This window comes from Levilactobacillus namurensis (assembly GCF_032197885.1).
Classification (GTDB): Bacteria; Bacillota; Bacilli; order Lactobacillales; family Lactobacillaceae; genus Levilactobacillus; species Levilactobacillus namurensis_A.
Genome location: NZ_CP134159.1, coordinates 2,615,773 through 2,631,790, shown reverse-complemented (window position 1 = coordinate 2,631,790; position 16,018 = coordinate 2,615,773). Strand labels below are relative to the sequence as shown.

Annotated in this window: 11 protein-coding genes and 1 rRNA gene; 9 read left to right on the top strand and 3 right to left on the bottom strand. The window is 50.5% G+C overall.

What is annotated here, in order from left to right; all coding sequences use genetic code 11:
- The first annotated feature begins 15 nt into the window (after window positions 1-15).
- Window positions 16-132 (top strand): 5S ribosomal RNA (rrf, locus tag RIN67_RS12450).
- A gap of 186 nt (window positions 133-318) precedes the next feature.
- Here the strand turns inward: rrf and RIN67_RS12445 are convergent.
- Window positions 319-1,995 (bottom strand): glycoside hydrolase family 13 protein, encoded by a 1,677-nt coding sequence (locus RIN67_RS12445; RefSeq protein ID WP_265000097.1) that lies wholly within the window; start codon window positions 1,993-1,995, stop codon window positions 319-321.
- 229 nt (window positions 1,996-2,224) lie between these two features.
- Between RIN67_RS12445 and RIN67_RS12440 the strand changes: the two genes are divergently transcribed.
- From RIN67_RS12440 to RIN67_RS12430, 3 genes are all read left to right on the top strand, one after another.
- On the top strand, window positions 2,225-3,232 hold the full coding sequence (locus RIN67_RS12440; RefSeq protein ID WP_024747300.1) for a LacI family DNA-binding transcriptional regulator: 1,008 nt from the start codon (window positions 2,225-2,227) through the stop codon (window positions 3,230-3,232).
- 257 nt (window positions 3,233-3,489) lie between these two features.
- Window positions 3,490-4,893 (top strand): SLC45 family MFS transporter, encoded by a 1,404-nt coding sequence (locus RIN67_RS12435; RefSeq protein WP_390894529.1) that lies wholly within the window; start codon window positions 3,490-3,492, stop codon window positions 4,891-4,893.
- 38 nt (window positions 4,894-4,931) lie between these two features.
- Window positions 4,932-6,602, top strand: a complete 1,671-nt coding sequence (locus RIN67_RS12430; RefSeq protein WP_265000098.1) for a glycoside hydrolase family 13 protein — start codon at window positions 4,932-4,934, stop codon at window positions 6,600-6,602.
- A gap of 63 nt (window positions 6,603-6,665) precedes the next feature.
- Here RIN67_RS12430 and RIN67_RS12425 read toward each other — a convergent pair whose 3' ends face one another.
- Window positions 6,666-8,318: a peptide ABC transporter substrate-binding protein gene (locus tag RIN67_RS12425; RefSeq protein WP_265000099.1), complete on the bottom strand. Its 1,653-nt coding sequence runs from the start codon at window positions 8,316-8,318 to the stop codon at window positions 6,666-6,668.
- 528 nt (window positions 8,319-8,846) lie between these two features.
- Window positions 8,847-10,493, bottom strand: a complete 1,647-nt coding sequence (locus RIN67_RS12420) for a peptide ABC transporter substrate-binding protein (RefSeq protein ID WP_265000100.1) — start codon at window positions 10,491-10,493, stop codon at window positions 8,847-8,849.
- A 632-nt stretch (window positions 10,494-11,125) separates the two neighbouring features.
- On the opposite strand from RIN67_RS12420, the gene RIN67_RS12415 reads away from it, so the two are divergent.
- The 5 genes from RIN67_RS12415 (at window position 11,126) to tkt (ending at window position 16,000) form a co-directional block, all read left to right on the top strand.
- A complete protein-coding gene (locus tag RIN67_RS12415; RefSeq protein ID WP_265000101.1) occupies window positions 11,126-11,590 on the top strand; it encodes a hypothetical protein in 465 nt (154 codons plus the stop codon).
- 199 nt (window positions 11,591-11,789) lie between these two features.
- The gene (locus RIN67_RS12410) at window positions 11,790-12,239 is read left to right on the top strand and encodes a PTS sugar transporter subunit IIA (protein WP_265000102.1); all 450 of its coding nucleotides are present in this window, start codon (window positions 11,790-11,792) and stop codon (window positions 12,237-12,239) included.
- Complete coding sequence (locus tag RIN67_RS12405) at window positions 12,239-12,538, top strand: PTS sugar transporter subunit IIB (protein ID WP_265000103.1); 300 nt, start codon at window positions 12,239-12,241, stop codon at window positions 12,536-12,538. The genes RIN67_RS12410 and RIN67_RS12405 overlap by 1 nt, the downstream gene beginning before the upstream one ends.
- 30 nt (window positions 12,539-12,568) lie before the next feature.
- Entirely contained in the window at window positions 12,569-13,936 is a 1,368-nt protein-coding gene (locus RIN67_RS12400; RefSeq protein WP_313826122.1) for a PTS ascorbate transporter subunit IIC, read from the top strand.
- A gap of 39 nt (window positions 13,937-13,975) precedes the next feature.
- Entirely contained in the window at window positions 13,976-16,000 is a 2,025-nt protein-coding gene (tkt, locus tag RIN67_RS12395; protein WP_265000105.1) for a transketolase, read from the top strand.
- Window positions 16,001-16,018: the final 18 nt, after the last annotated feature.

The following is a 16,018-nucleotide window of genomic DNA, read 5'->3' as shown; positions in this document are numbered from 1 at the left end:
ACAAGCTCTCAATAGTGTGGTGGCGATAGCCTGAAGGATACACCTGTTCCCATGCCGAACACAGAAGTTAAGCTTCAGCACGCCAAAAGTAGTTGGGGGATCGCCCCCTGCAAGGATAGGACGTTGCCACGCGACGTGAAGAACCCAGTGATTGGGTTCTTTTTTTATACCCAAAATTCGCAGTACTGGTCCCGAGCCTAACGGCGGGGGACCTTCGTTAACAGCGGCCCCAACGCGCCCCACCGCCAGGTCAATCACCAGAATAATCTAAAAAAGCCAGCCCTCACGAGGAGAGCGGGCTTCTTTGAGACCTAAGACTTAGGCGTTAAATTGGTAAACCTTCGTTTCGTATGGCCGTAACGTGGTCCCGGCGTCGTCAGCGTAGTTGCCAATCAATCGTTGACTAGCCTGAGCTTGGCCGTAATCACGGGTCACGGATTCCGCCGTGAAGTTACTGATGACCAATAACGTCTGGCCCTGGTAGTGCCGCTTGTAAGCAAAGACTTGGTTGTCTTCTGGGTCCAGTGCTTGGTAACTGCCGTAGACGATTAGGTCGCTGTGGTGCCGCAATGCAATCAACTGGCGGTAGTAATTAAAGACGGATTGATCATCATCGACCTGGGATTTGGCGTTGATTTGCGGGTAGTTTGGATTCAGCGCAAACCACGGGTTACCGGTCGTAAACCCAGCGTTGGCGGTCGCGTCCCATTGCATCGGCGTCCGGGCGTTATCCCGAGAGATGTGGGCCAGATACTTCAGCATGGTCTGACTGTCGACCAAGTGATCCACTTCAACGTTTTGGTGGTAGGCGTTCAGGCTTTCCAGATCTTCGTAATCACTGAGCTTAGTGTAGTGGACGTTGGTCTCCCCCAGTTCCTCGCCTTCGTAGACGTACGGCGTCCCCTGTAACATGTGCAGGGTCGTCCCCAACATCTTGGCGGCCCGAACCCGGTATTGCGGATCATCGGTCGCAAAGCGGGAAACGGCGCGCGGCTGGTCGTGGTTGTTCCAATAGAGGCTGTTCCAGCCCTTACCGTCTAAGGCCGTTTGCCACCGGGATAAGGAGCGCTTGAGGTCGGTCAATTGAACGGGCTGGTCGTTCCACTTGCCCAACCGTTCATCAGGGTTTGCGGAGAGCCCCACGTGTTCGAATTGGAAGACCATGTTCAGTTCATTGGCATCCAGACCAGTGTATTGAATGGCGTCTTCGGGTGTAGACCCCGGCATTTCCCCGACCGTCATCACGTCGTAGTGAGACAACACTTCTCGGTTCATTTCTTGGAGATAGTCGTTGAGCTTAGGGCCATCGGACACTAGTGGTTCCGAGTTCCCGTACTGGGCTCCGGGAGCGACCGGGGCGTCTGGGAGGCCGGCGGGTTTGGAAATCAGGTTGATGACGTCCATCCGGAAACCGTCGACGCCTTTATCTAACCAAAAACGCATCAGGTTCCAGACTTCCTGGCGGACTTGGGGGTTCTCCCAGTTCAAATCCGGTTGGCCGGGGGCGAAGAGGTGGAGGTAGTACTGGCCCCGCTTAGGTTCGTAGGTCCAGACGCCGCCGCTAAAGTAGGACCCCCAGTTGTTCGGCGCATGGCCGTCGACCGGGTCGCGCCAGATGTAGTAGTCGGCATACGGGTTATCCTTGGACTGGCGACTCTCCTGGAACCACTTATGTTGGTCAGAAGTGTGGTTGACCACTAGGTCCATTAAGATCTTCAGGCCGGTCTGATGGGCCGTTGCCAACATCTGATCGAAGTCAGCCATCGAGCCGTAGACGGGTTGAATCGCTTGGTAGTCACTGATGTCATAGCCGTTATCCTTATCCGGTGATTGATAGATGGGGTTTAACCAGATGACGTCGGCCCCCAGCCGTTTGATATAGGGGAGCCGCTGGGTCAAACCGGCGAGATCACCGACCCCGTCGCCGTTAGAATCCTGATAGCTGCGGGGATAAACTTGGTACACCACAGCGTTTTGCCACCATTTCTTGGTCATGATAAATTTCCTCCTTATAAAATGAGTTACGGAGATTAATGTAAATTTCAGTTTAGTAATCGCTTACAAAACCGATTTTAGCAGTTTCCCCAAGTCCTCGCAATAGCGTGAAGGCAAAAAGACAAACGTTTGTGTTAATTTAGAGCGAGGTTAGCGAAAGCGGTAACACTTTTGACCAAAAACCGGTAGAATAGAAGGTAACCATTAAATAATCAGGGAGGTGACCATGATGGGCGTAACCATCAAAGACATCGCTAAACAAGCGGGGGTCTCGCCCGCGACGGTTTCCCGGGTGTTGGCCAACAAGGCGGGTTTCTTCGGCGCCCAGACGGCACAAAAGGTCCGACAGACGGCCAAGGAACTGGGCTACCGGAAGAACACGGCGGCGACCGAACTGGTCACGCAAAGAAGCCATGACTTGGCGGTCATCGTCAACACCACCAAGACCAACTTTGCGACGCAGATTATCGAGGGCATCCAGGCCACGGCGTTTCCCGCGGACCTCAACGTGATCATTCTGTACGCCGGTGATGGCGATGCAGAACGGCAACGCCGGGCATTGGAGACCGTGATTGAACGGTCGGTGCGGGGGATTCTCCTGCTCTCCGTAGACCTAGCGCCGGAAAACTTAGCGCTTTTACAATCCACGGAGATCCCGTACTGCTTCCTATCCATCTCGTTCGAGGGCCCCAAGATGCCATTCATCACGTCCGACGATTGGCAAGTGGGGTATCAGGCCACCAAGTACCTGCTGGAGCGGGGCCACCGCCGAATCGGACTGGCGGCTGTCGATACCCAGGTCTCCATCACCGGACAGCTCCGGGAAGCCGGGTACCGTCAGGCGCTGGCTGAAGCGGGAATCACCCCGCGACCGGCGTGGATTCACCCGGGAGATTACAGTTACCCGGCTGGTCAAGCGGCGATGCAGGCGTACGGGGCTCACCCGGACGTCACGGCGGTCTTGGCCGGCAGTGATCTGGCGGGAATCGGTGTGATGAATCAAGCCCGGATGCTGGGCCTGATGGTGCCCGTTGACCTGTCCGTGATGAGTATCGACGGAACGGACTTGTGTGACATCGTCCAACCGCAGCTGACCAGTCTGACCCAGAGCTTCTACGACATGGGTGTGGCGGGCGTTAAGCGGATGCTGGCGACCGAGACACCGCAACCACAGCGCTTTACCCCAATTCAGGTGGTGGCGCGGGATAGCGTGGTCGATTTTGTGACACGAACATAGCATTTGTTGAGACTGGTGGTCTCCCGTTAGTGGGGGACCACTTTTTGATGGGCCCGCTAAAAATTTTTTAATGGCGGGCGCCCCCGGCAACCCTTACGGCGCCCAGGACTCTCCGTAGCGTAGAGGGTCAATCATTTACACAAACGTTTGAGTTTTTGATTTAACGCTATTGCAAACGTTTGTGTTCGGTGCTAGCATAAGTACTGTAGTAAGCGCTTACAATAACCGATATTATTTTGAAACCGGGAGGCAACAACATGAAAGTTAGCAGTATTTCGAACGCTTCTCAAGCGCACCCCGTTGCGACGCCCGTCAAACCGAAAGTCACTCATCATCTGCCATCATTGAAGTTAAGTACGATTTTTGCCATGACTTTTGGGTTTTTCGGGGTCAATATGGCCTTTTCCCTACAACAATCACAACTAGGTCGTATCTTTCAAACGATTGGGACCGACCCGAACAAGCTGGGGTTCTTCTTTATCCTGCCACCGTTGGCCGGGATGGTCATTCAACCCTTGATCGGAAAGTACTCCGATAAGACCTGGAATCGGTTTGGCCGCCGGATGCCGTACCTGTTGATCGGTGCACCGGCCGCCGCCATCGTCTTGGTCTTGCTTCCCAACGCTGGGTCGTTTGGCTTTGGTTACGGGTCCGCCGCGGCGCTGTGGTTTGCCGCAATCGCCACACTGTTTATGGACCTGACGTCTAACGTCTGCATGCAACCCTTCAAAATGGTGATTGGGGACATGGTCAACGAAGACCAAAAGGACTTGGCCTGGTCTTGGCAACAATCGTTTTCGAACTTAGGCGGTGTCGTTGCCACCATGGTACCCTTTATCCTGGCGGCCTTTGGGATCGCCAACGTGGCACCCAAAGGGGAAGTGCCGTTGACGGTTAAGATTGCCTTTTATCTGGCCGCCATCGCCTTACTGGCGACGTCCATCATCACGATTATCAAGGTGCATGAATATGATCCCACGACATATGCGGATTACCATAACCTAGACACCACCAAGAAGGCTAAGCAACCCAGTCTGTGGCAACTCCTCAAGACTGCACCAAAAGTCTTCTGGGAAATTTCCGTGGTCCAATTCTTTACCTGGTTCGCCATCCTCTACTCCTGGACCTACGCGACGGGAGCGATTTCGCTGAACGTCTGGAACACCAGTAACTCCGCCTCAGCGGGCTACCAAGCTGCTGGGAATTGGTTCGGGGTGCTGACCTGCATCCAATCCATCGCGGCGGTAGTCTGGGGCCTATTGGTTCAAGCCCACACTAAGCCGAGTCACCGGAAGTTTTGGTATCAGGTCGGCTTGTTAGCCGGCGCTGCGGGCTTCTTCGGCATCTTCTTTATTCACAATAAGTGGTTGTTGATTATTCCGTTTATCTTGATTGGGATTACTTACCTGACCATGAACACGCAGCCGTTTACCTTACTGACGGAAGCTCTGAATGGTGAGAACGAAGGGTCGTATCTGGGCCTGTTCAACTGCAGTATCTGCTTGCCACAGATCTGTGCTTCCATTGCCAGCTTCTGGATCTTCCCGTGGGTCGGCCATTCGATGCCCGCGATGTTCCTAGTTGGCGGGGGGTCTCTGATTTTAGCTGCGTTAAGTGTTCATTTGATTCATTCGAAATTTGATGATCAACCGACGGCTTAAAACGTAAGCGTCGCAGTTGGTTACGGGAGGTTTTTTAATTGGCAAATTCAAAGTGGTTTCAAGATTCAGTCGTCTATCAGATTTACCCACAAAGTTTTCAGGACAGCAATCATGATGGAATCGGGGACCTCAACGGCATTACCCAGCGCCTCGACTACTTGCAAAAGTTAGGCGTCGACGTGTTGTGGCTCAACCCCATCTACCAGTCACCGTGCAAGGATAATGGGTACGATATCGCCGATTATAAGGCGATTAATCCCCAGTATGGCACCATGGCCGACTTCGACCACTTACTGGCGGAAACGCACCAACACGGGATGAAGCTATTGATGGACCTGGTGGTTAACCACACGTCCGATCAAAACGCTTGGTTCCAGGAAAGTAAGTCATCACGGGACAACCCGTACGCCGACTACTACATCTGGCGCGATCCGGTCGACGGCCACGAACCCAATAATTGGGGAGCGGCCTTTGGCGGTTCGTCTTGGACCTACGTCCCGGAACGAGGACAGTATTACCTACACCTCTTCGCTCCCGGTCAACCCGACCTGAACTGGGAGAATCCCGATGTCCGCAATGCCGTGTGGGACATCATGCGTTTCTGGTTGGACAAGGGGGTCAATGGCTTCCGGATGGACGTCATCAACCTGATCTCGAAACCAGCCGGGTTGCCGGATGCACCAGCCCCCGCCAACTACGCGACCGTTGAGAAGATGGTCGCAGACGGGCCGAAGCTCAACGACTACCTGCACGAAATGAACCGGGAAGTGTTGTCCCACTACGACGTGATGACGGTTGGAGAAATGCCGAGTTCGACCCCCGAAGACGCCGTGAAGTATACGGGACTGAACAGCCATGAATTGAACATGGTCTTCCAGTTCCAACACGTGACGTTGAGTCCTAATCCGGATAAGCGCTTGGCCAAGTGGAACGACCAACCAGTGAAGTTAACGGAACTCAAGCAAGCTTTAGGGCGATGGCAAAAGGCCCTAGACGGGAAGGGCTGGAACAGCCTCTACTGGAATAATCACGACCAACCCCGCGCCCTTTCTCGTTTCGGCGATGACCGCCCCGAATACCGGGTTCGGTCGGCGAAGGCTTTGGGCACCACCTTACACATGCTCCAAGGTACGCCCTACGTCTACGAAGGTGAAGAGCTGGGGATGCCCAACGCACACTATACACAACTGAGTCAGTATGAAGACCTGGAGTCCATCAATTTCTATCACGAACTCGTTGAGCAAAAGAAGTTGGTTGACGGACCGACCATGCTGAAGTACTTGGCGCACATGTCACGGGATAACGCCCGGACGCCGATGCCATGGGATGTGACGGCCAATGCGGGCTTTACGGATGGTACGCCGTGGTTCGCGTTGAACCCGACCTACCCCACCATTAACGCCCAAGCGGCGTTGGCGGATCCTGACTCGGTCTTCTACTACTATCAGAAGCTGATCAAGCTCCGGCACCAGACGCCGATTATTCGCTACGGGACTTACCAAGAAGTGGACCCAGATGATGAGGCCGTCTTTACGTTCCGGCGGCATTACCAGGGGCAGACCTTGTTGGTCATGACCAACTTCACGGACCAGTCCGTAGAGCGGGATTACGGCCAAGCTCAGGCGACCCAGCGCTTAATTGGCAACTATGCCGATGACCAGGGCACCACTTTACGACCGTACGAAAGCAAGGTTTACCTGTTTGACTAAAACACACAAAAGCGCTGTAAAATCGGGTGATTTTACAGCGCTTTTTTCGGCCTAAAAGGCGGATTACTTCGCAATATAAGTGGTCTTAAAGTCGTAAGGCACACCTGCGGGATTGTAGATGATGTTCTTGACGTTGGTCCGTAAGAGCTGTGACTTGGCGGATTGGTACAGCGGAATCGTCCCCTGGTCCTTCAACAGGACCTTTTCGGCGGCGACTAACTTGGCCCAGCGCTTAGCAGGTTGGTTCCCGTACTGGTTTTCCGATTCGTCCAGCAGCTTGTCGAATTGGGCGTTCTTCCAGCTGGCGGTGTTGTAGCTGGAGTCGGCTTCGTAGACGTCCAAGAAGTTGATCGGGTCAGCGAAGACGGATTGCCAGCCGCTAAAGGTCAGGTCGTAGTTACCGTTGTGCTGCTGGGTGATCAGCTGAACGTAAGGCACCGTCTTGATCGTAATCTTGACCCCCGGCAATTTGTTTAAGGCGCTTTGGACAAATTCGGCGGCTTGCTTGGCGGCGTCAGTGTCGGCCACGGATAAGGTGGCGTTGATGGCCTTGGTGCCGGTCGCTTGGTAGCCCTGTGCCAGGAGCTTCTTGGCGCGCTTGAGGTCGTAGCTGGTGGCGGACTTCACGGCCGCTTCCTTACTGAAATCTTCTCCAGTCTTGGGGTTGTTGCCCATGCCGGCGGGCACGAAGCCCGTGGAAGCTACGGAGCCATCTTGCAGGACGTTCTTGACCAGCTGGTTCCGGTCGATGGCCGCGGAGAAGGCTTGGCGCACCTTGACGTTCTTGAAGGCCTTGACCGTCTTTTCGTTTAAGTCCAGGCGTTGGGTCCCCGTGGGGAGACGCTTGACGAAGTTTTCGTTGTTCAAATTGTTCTTGACCTGCTGACCACTCAACAGGGTTTCGTCGGTCTTCTTGGCGTTGAAGAGGTTGTAGCTGGTAGTGGTGCTGGTGGTGACCACTTCGTTGATCTTGGTCAGGTGCACGGCGGAACGGTCCCAGTAGTGGGCGTTCTTGGCCAGGGTCCAGGACTTGCTGGTCCCGTTCCACTTGGTCAACTTGAAGGGACCGTTATAGACGGTCTTGTCGGAGCGGGTCCCGTAAAGTTTGCCGTAGTGGTCAACGGCCTTTTGGTTCAACGGGTAGAAGAGTGGCCAGGCCAGTAGCTTCTTGAAGTAGGAGACCGGCTTGGTCAGGTTGACGGTCAGTTGGTACTTGCCGGTAGCTTTGATGCCCAGCGCGCTCAGCGGTTTCTTGCCGGCGTTGACGGCCTCGGCGTTCTTGACCTGGAACAGGTAGAACGCGTCTTGTGAAGCGGTCTTGGGGTTGACCGTGCGTTGCCACGAGTAGACAAAGTCTTTGGCGGTCACGGGTTGGCCGTTGGTCCACTTGGCGTTCTTGCGCAGGTTGAAGGTGTAGGTCTTACCGCCGTTGGTGACCTTGGTGCTGGTAGCCAGGGCGTTTTTGGGGGTCCCTGATTTGTCGAGTCGGTAGAGGCCTTCTTGGGTGTTTTGGAGGACCGTGAAACTCAGGGTGTCGGTGGCCTTAGAAAGGTCGGCCGTGGCAAGTTCCGAGGATTCGGTCCAGTTCAATTCTTGTTTAGCGGCGTACTTGGAATTGCCGGTAGCTTTGCTGGTGGTCTGGGTGCCGCAACCGGCGAGGGCCAGGAGGCTCAGGGCGGAAACGATTAAGTAAGTGGTGGTTTTACGATAGGACATGTCAGTCAGCTCCTTTAGAGAATCGGGGTCAAAAAAATCGCCCCTATGTCTTAGACATAAGGACGATTACTCGTGGTACCACCTTGATTTATGACCGGCTCACACCGATCACCTCCGTAACTTCTCCGCGTACGTCGGAAAAGTCGGTGGCGGTAACGGGCCACAAGTCGGACAATTAGCTTGCACTGATCATCAGCGAACCAGGCTCATCTTCATCTCATCGTTGTAAGCCACCTTCTCAGCTACCGGTGGTCTCTGGCACTTAGCGGATGCGATTACTCTTCCTGGCATTGCTTTGCAAATCTGTTAAATTTCTAATGTGATTCTAAGAATAATCACTTCAGCGCAATTTGTCAACGGAAAAATTGAAAATTGTTTTACCGAAGAACGGCACTTTTACCGGGCATACATAGAAGAAATGGGGCTGTTGGTGAGCTTAAAAAAATTAGGTTAGAACGGGCAAAACCGTCAGTGAGTCGATGGGCTCATTGGCGGTTTTGGGTGTCTGAGAGACTTGAAACGGGACGCTTAGTTATTCCCGATGTAAGCGTCAGTGAAGTCATAAGGCACACCGGCGGGGTTATAGATGATGCCCTTGACGTTGGTCCGTAATAGTTGCGATTGGGCCTGTTGATACAGTGGGACCGTGGCTTGGGTCTTCATCAAGACCTTTTCAGCGGCGACTAGCTTGGCCCAGCGCTTGGTGGGTTGGTTGCCATCCTGGTTCTCGGCCTGATTGAGAAGGTCGTAGAATTGGGCGTTCTTCCAGCCGGTGGTGTTAAAGCTCGAACCCTTGGCGAAGACGTTTAGGAACTCGATCGGGTCGGCAAAGACCGATTGCCACCCGCTGAAGGTCAGCTGGTAATTGCCGTTGGCCTGCTGGGTCATCAGTTGAACGTAGGGCACACTCTTGATGCTAATCTTCACGCCAGGCAGCTTTTGCAAGGAACTCTGGACGAACTCGGCGACCTTCTTAGCCCCGTCCGTATCGGAAACGGAAAGGGTGGCGTCGATCGACTTGGTCCCGGTCTCCTTGTAGCCCTTGGCCAGCAACTGTTTGGCACGCTTCAGGTCATACGTGGCGGCTGACGGTACTTCGGCTTCTTGGTCGAAGGCTTCCCCGGTCTTGGGGTTCTTGCCAATGCCGTGGGGCACGAAGCCGTTAGAAGCTACGGATCCGTCTTGAAGCACGTCGTTGACCAGTTGCTTGCGGTCGATGGCCGTGGAAATGGCTTGCCGGACGGCTAAACTCTTGAAGGCTTTGACCTTATTTTGGTTGAAGTCTAGGCGTTGCGTCCCCGTGGGGAGGCGCTTGACGAAGTTCGGGTTGTTCAAGCTGTTCTTGACTTGTTGGCCGTTGAGGCTGGTCTCGTCGAGCTTTTTGGCGGTGAACAGGTTAAAGCTGGTCGTGGTGCTCTGGTTGACCTGGTAATTGATGGCGGTCAGGTGCACGTTGGCGTGGTTCCAGTATTTCGGATTCTTAGCCAGCGTCCAGGTCTTACTGGTCCCGTTCCACTTGGTCAGCTTGTAAGGCCCGTCGGAAACGGTGGTGGCCGAAGTGGTCCCGAACCGTTTGCCGTATTGTTGAACAGCCTTTTGGTTCAGGGGGTAGAACAATGGCCAGGCGAGGAGCTTACTGAAGTACGACACGGGTTTGGTCAGATGGACTTCCAACCGGTAGTTGCCGTCAGCCTTGATGCCCAGGGTGCTGGGAGCCAGCTTCCCCTGGTTGATGGCCTTGGCGTTGCGGACGGCGTACATGTAGTAGGCGTCCTGGCACGCGGTCTTAGGATCTAGCGACCGTTGCCACGAGTAGACGAAGTCGTGAGCCGTGACCGGGTCGCCGTTGGACCACTTGGCGTTGTGCCGCAGGTTAAAGACGTAATCCTTCCCGCCGTTGGTGACCTTGGTGCTGGTGGCAATGGCGTTGGCGGGCTTACCAGTCTTATCTAGGCGGTAGAGCCCCTCTTGTGTGTTTTGAAGCATGGTGAAACTGACGGTATCCGTAACTTTGGAGAGGTCAGAAGTGGCGAGTTCCTGACTCTCCGACCAGTTTAGAACCTGGTTAGCGGCGTATTTCGAGTTGCCGGTGTTTCCCGCGGCTTTGGAGCCACAGCCCGCCAAGGCCAGTAAGCTGATGGCGGATAATGCGACGTAGATTCCCTTGTGTTGCATAGACCCATCTCCCATTTGGTATAAAAAAATCGTCCTCATGCAATTTGCATGAGGACGATCTCCCGTGGTGCCACCTCGTTTTGTGATGGGTTCACACCCACCAGCTCCGCAACTTCTCCGCGTACGTCGGAAAAGTCGGTGACGGTAACGGGTCACGAATCGAGCCAACAGCTTGCACTGCGGGCCAGCAATCAGGCTCATCTTCGTCGCAGGGTTGTAACCCACCTTTTCAGCTACCGGTGGTCTCTAGTGGTTAGCGGGAGCGATTACTCTTCCTGATATTGCGTTGCGTTAATCGGTTGTTGAATATGGCCTTACTTTAGTGCGGAACCGACGGGCTGTCAACAGGGGAAATTAGGTTGGGGGGTGATGGACTGGACGAGATTTGGGGTGGCTATATGGTAGGACTTTATATAAAAATATTTATATAAAATTTTGGTGGAACGTGGAAACAGCGGGAAAGGGGAGGAAAAATTAGGAGGTGATACCGAATAATCAATAATTAAATTTGTTATTAATAATAAAAGCGGTCATTAACACCTGAAGATGCCCGTCGCAACTGCCATTAGTCTGGACGTAAAATAGGTGTAGCTAAAACTAGCGAATTATTAAAGACAGGAGCTGTTTAGACCATGAAGAAGTTTCTTTTAGGACTGTTGATCCCGGTAGCTGTCGTGAGTGTTTCCTCCGTATCAGCGAACGCGGCTAAAGTTTACGACGGAACGCCCAGAGCCATTCGCGGCTACTACCGCACCAAGATGCACAAAACGTATTTTGGGCACCACAAATATTATTGGAATTTTCGAACCTTACATATCACGGGAAGTCAAATCAGTGAAGATTATGATGCCCAAACGGATCATGCGTTGGTGTACCGGCTAGCGCACAGCAATCTTAGTAAGCATGATTTTGTCCTGGCGGGGCGTTACGTGCCGATGGGCGGTGAATCCCCAGCTTATTTAGCATACATGCACAAGACCAAAAAAACGTTAAAAGTTGATTACTTTGATGAGTCCGGGTCTAAGGTAACTGGGCATGCCACCTATTATAAGTTTAGCGGTAAGACGTCTAAGGTTAGAAATTACCCTTACAAATAAAATTTAGAAATGGGTATCTTCAGATTATTGAGGGTGCCTTTTATATTTTAATTTAAGCGTTTTTTTGGAGGAATAGCGGGATGCTTAGTGAATTAATGAGCTAGTGAAGTTTTTGCACGTGACAAGGGTGCACTAGGTCGTCTTGTAACCGTTTTCTGGTGCCTCTAGAATAATAACTGTCGATTGGGAGGTCGTAGTTATGTTAGCAAGCCTATTAACAAAAGATACAATTCAGATTCAGAATAATACAAATTTTAATTGGAAGGAAGCGATTCGACAAGCTGCATCCCCATTGTTGGAGGCTGGTAAGGTTGAAGAGTCCTATGTTGATTCAATGATTGATGTTGTTGAGAAAAATGGTCCCTTTATTAATATTGGCCCCCATATTGCATTAGCTCATTCACGTCCTGAAAAGGGTGTAAATGAAATGGGAATGGCGCTTATGAAGGTTACACCCGCTATTAATTTAGTAAGTGATGATCATCCAATTACATTGTTTTTTGTTTTAGCCGCAAGTGACAATACGAAGCATTTAAAAGCACTTCAGGAATTGGCAACCATCTTACAAGATGATCAGCGCTTGAAGCGGTTGGAAAATGCAGAATCTGTTGATGATTTAGTCAATGAATTTAAAGGAGTGCAAGAATAATGAAAATTGCAGCGGTTTGTCAATCTGGTTTAGGTTCATCATTTATGATTCAAATGAATATTGACGCTGTTCTCAAAGATGAAAACGTTAACACTGATGATATCGAAGTTACCCACTTTGATACGGGTGGTTTGAACTCTAGTGCAGCGGACTACTTCTTCTTAGGCAGTGATTTGGCTGATCAGGCTTCGGATTTACCGCAAGAACGAGTTTATGTTTTAGATAGCATTATTGACAAAAAAGAACTCCGGGAAAAGCTTAACGCCTTACTTGATAAAGAAAGTATCAAGCACGATTAGTTAGTACTTATAAATTGTGGAGGAAAAATCATGCAAGCTGTTATTAATTTTATCGTATCAGTTGTTAGTACACCAGCGCTACTAGTTGGGTTAATTGCTTGTCTAGGCCTGGCATTACAAAAGAAGCCAGGTACTAAGACGCTGGAAGGTACGGTTAAAACCTTTGTTGGATTCTTAGTTTTAATTGGTGGTTCTGGAATTTTACAGGGCGCCTTGGCGCCATTTGCTTCAATGTTCAAGTTTGCTTTGCACGTTCAAGGGGTTGTTCCCTCCAACGAAGCCGTTGTGGCGATTGCTTTGCAGCAATATGGGACCACGACTGCTTTAATCATGTTCGTAGGGATGATTGTTAACGTCTTATTAGCCCGCTTTACGAACTTTAAGTACATTTTCTTAACGGGTCAAGCGATGTTGTACGTTTCTTGCTTAACTGCCGTCATTTTAATTTCCACTGGTATGAAGGCTAACTTCATGACTATCTTATTGGGCGGTTTGTTTGAAGGAACTTTGTTAACGATTACACCAGCCCTTTGCCAGCCATTCATGCGTAAGATTACGGGTGGCGATGCCGTTGCCATGGGGCATACCGGTAACATTGGCTACGCCACGGCTGGTTTGATGGGCAAGTGGTTTGGGAATGTTAAGCATTCTACTGAAGATGTTAAGTTCCCTAAGGGCTTGAGTTTTCTACGAGATTCAACGGTTTCCATCACGTTAGTTATGTCCATTGTTTACTTAGCATTAGCGATTATTACGGGGCCACATTTTATTGAAACAAAATTGAGTGATGGAACTAACTTCTTAGTTTACGCGATTACTCAGGCTGGGACCATTGCTGCCGGCTTCTATGTTGTCTTGGCAGGTGTTCGAATGATCTTAGGTGAAATTGTGCCAGCCTTTCAAGGAATCGCTACGAAACTGGTTCCAAATGCTAAACCAGCGTTGGATGTTCCAATCATTTTCCCTTATGGCAAGAATGCTCTGTTGATTGGTTTCTTCGTTAGTTTCATCGTCGGGACTTTAAGCATGTTCGTTATGATTGGTTTGAAGACGACCGTTATTATTCCAGGGGTTGTAGGTCACTTCTTCTGTGGTGGTGCCGCCGGAATCTATGGGAACGCTACTGGTGGTCGTCGGGGTGCTGTGATTGGATCAGCAGTCAACAGTTTGCTGATTAGCTGGTTACCACTCTTTATTCTGCCAGTCTTGGGGAACTTGAAGCTCGCTGCTTCAACGTTTGCCGATACCGACTACCTGGTACCTGGTATCTTACTTGGTAAGTTAGGTTCATTTGGACAGGTTGCTGTAATTAGCGGAATTATTGCCTTTGTTGTTATCGTTATCATTTGGTCATTCTTCTTAAAGAAGAATCATGAGGTTGAAGCTACGAAGGACTAAGTTTAGATATAGTTAAATTTACATCAGGAGGAATTATTAATGATCAATTATGAAACAACTGATGGACAAGTTACCTTTGATGATAAAGATGAATTAGCAGTAAATACGTTGCGTATGTTGAGCATTGATGCAATTGAAAAAGCTAAGTCTGGCCATCCGGGATTGTGTCTCGATGCAGCGCCAATGGCCTATGTTCTGTGGAACTACCATATGAACACGAACCCAAGTCGTCCCAACTGGATTAACCGTGATCGCTTTGTCTTGTCTGCTGGACATGGGTCAGCATTATTGTATAGCTTACTGCACATGAGTGGCTATGCTGTAAGCTTGGACGATTTGAAACAGTTCCGTCAGTTAGGATCGTTGACGCCAGGGCATCCTGAATTTGGGCATACTCCGGGTGTTGATGCGACAACGGGCCCCCTAGGCCAAGGGATTGGAATGGCCGTAGGAATGGCTTTAGCGGAAAAGCATTTAGCTGCAAAGTACAATACTTCTAAGTATTCATTAATTGATCACTGGACTTACTCTCTTGTTGGTGATGGTGACTTGATGGAAGGTATCAGTCAAGAAGCCATTAACATTGCTGCTAAGGAAAAGCTAAACAAGCTCATTGTTTTGTACGATTCCAATGACATAACGTTGGATGGCCCGTTGAGCAATGGTTCAATCGAGAGCGAAAAATTACGCTTTCAAGGTGCTGGTTGGAATTATCTTCGGGTTGAAGATGGTGAAGATTTGGACGATATTAATGCGGCTATTAATCGGGCAAAACATTCCAGTCAACCTACGATTATTGAAATTAAAACCCAAATTGGGTATGGGTCACCACAAGCCGGGACTAATGCTGTTCATGGAGCAGCGTTGGGGGCAGATAATTTAAAGAAGACTAAGGAATTCTTTAATTGGACGCAAACACCGTTTGCAGTTCAACAAGATGCCTATGCACAATTTAAGCAAGGAATTGAGAGACGTGGTGAAGATGCTCAACACGCTTGGCAGGAAATGTATAACGAGTATCAGCGTCATGAACCTGAACTGGCTGAACACTTTACGCAAGAAATTGGTCCTAAGCTGGATATGAGTCAGGTTAAGTTACCTGATCAGAAGATTGGTGAAGCTGTTGCAACGCGGGTAACGAGTTCGGCACTGTTACAAGAAATTTCTAAGTACAACCCTAATTTCTGGGGCGGTGCAGCTGATTTATCATCCAGTAATAAGACCCAATTAAAAGGCGCAGGTCGTTTCTCTCCGGAGACACCTGAAAACGATAATTTATGGTTCGGTGTTCGTGAATTTGGTGAAGCTGCCGCATTAAATGGGATTACGTTACATGGTGGTTCTCGTGTATTTGGAAGTACATTCTTCACGTTTTCCGACTACATGAAGGGAGCTATTCGGTTATCTGCATTGCAAAAGCTCCCAGTTACTTATATCTTCACCCATGACACTGTTGCTGTAGGTGAGGATGGGCCAACCCATGAGCCGATTGAGCAGTTAGCAGGGGTGCGGTCAATTCCAAATTTGAATGTTATTCGGCCGGCGGATGCTCACGAAACGTTGGGAGCATGGCAAACGATTGCCGAGACGACTGACAAGCCAACGGTCCTTGTTTTATCCCGTCAAGGGTTACCACTTCTTGATCAGACGAAGCCGGAAAATGTTTTGCGTGGTGGTTATGTTGTTTCGCCGGCTAAGAGTCAAGCACCAGATGGTATCTTGATTGCTAGCGGATCTGAGGTCCAATTGGCTATTGATGCGCAAAAGGCTTTACGTGAAAAACAATATGATTTATCGGTTGTGTCGATGCCTAGCTTCGAGTTATTTGATGCCCAAAGTCAAGAATACAAAGATTCTGTTTTACCACCACAAGTGGATAAGCGTATCTCTTTGGAAATGGACAGCACATTTGGTTGGGCAAAATATACCGGCCTTAATGGCGTAAATATGGGAATTGATACGTTTGGAGCAAGTGGTAAAGGTCCAGAAGTCATCAAACACTTTGGCTTCACTGTAGATAATGTGGTTGCTAAGTATGAGGAACTCTGGAAGAGAAATGAATAAGTCGGTTTGAGGTGAGTA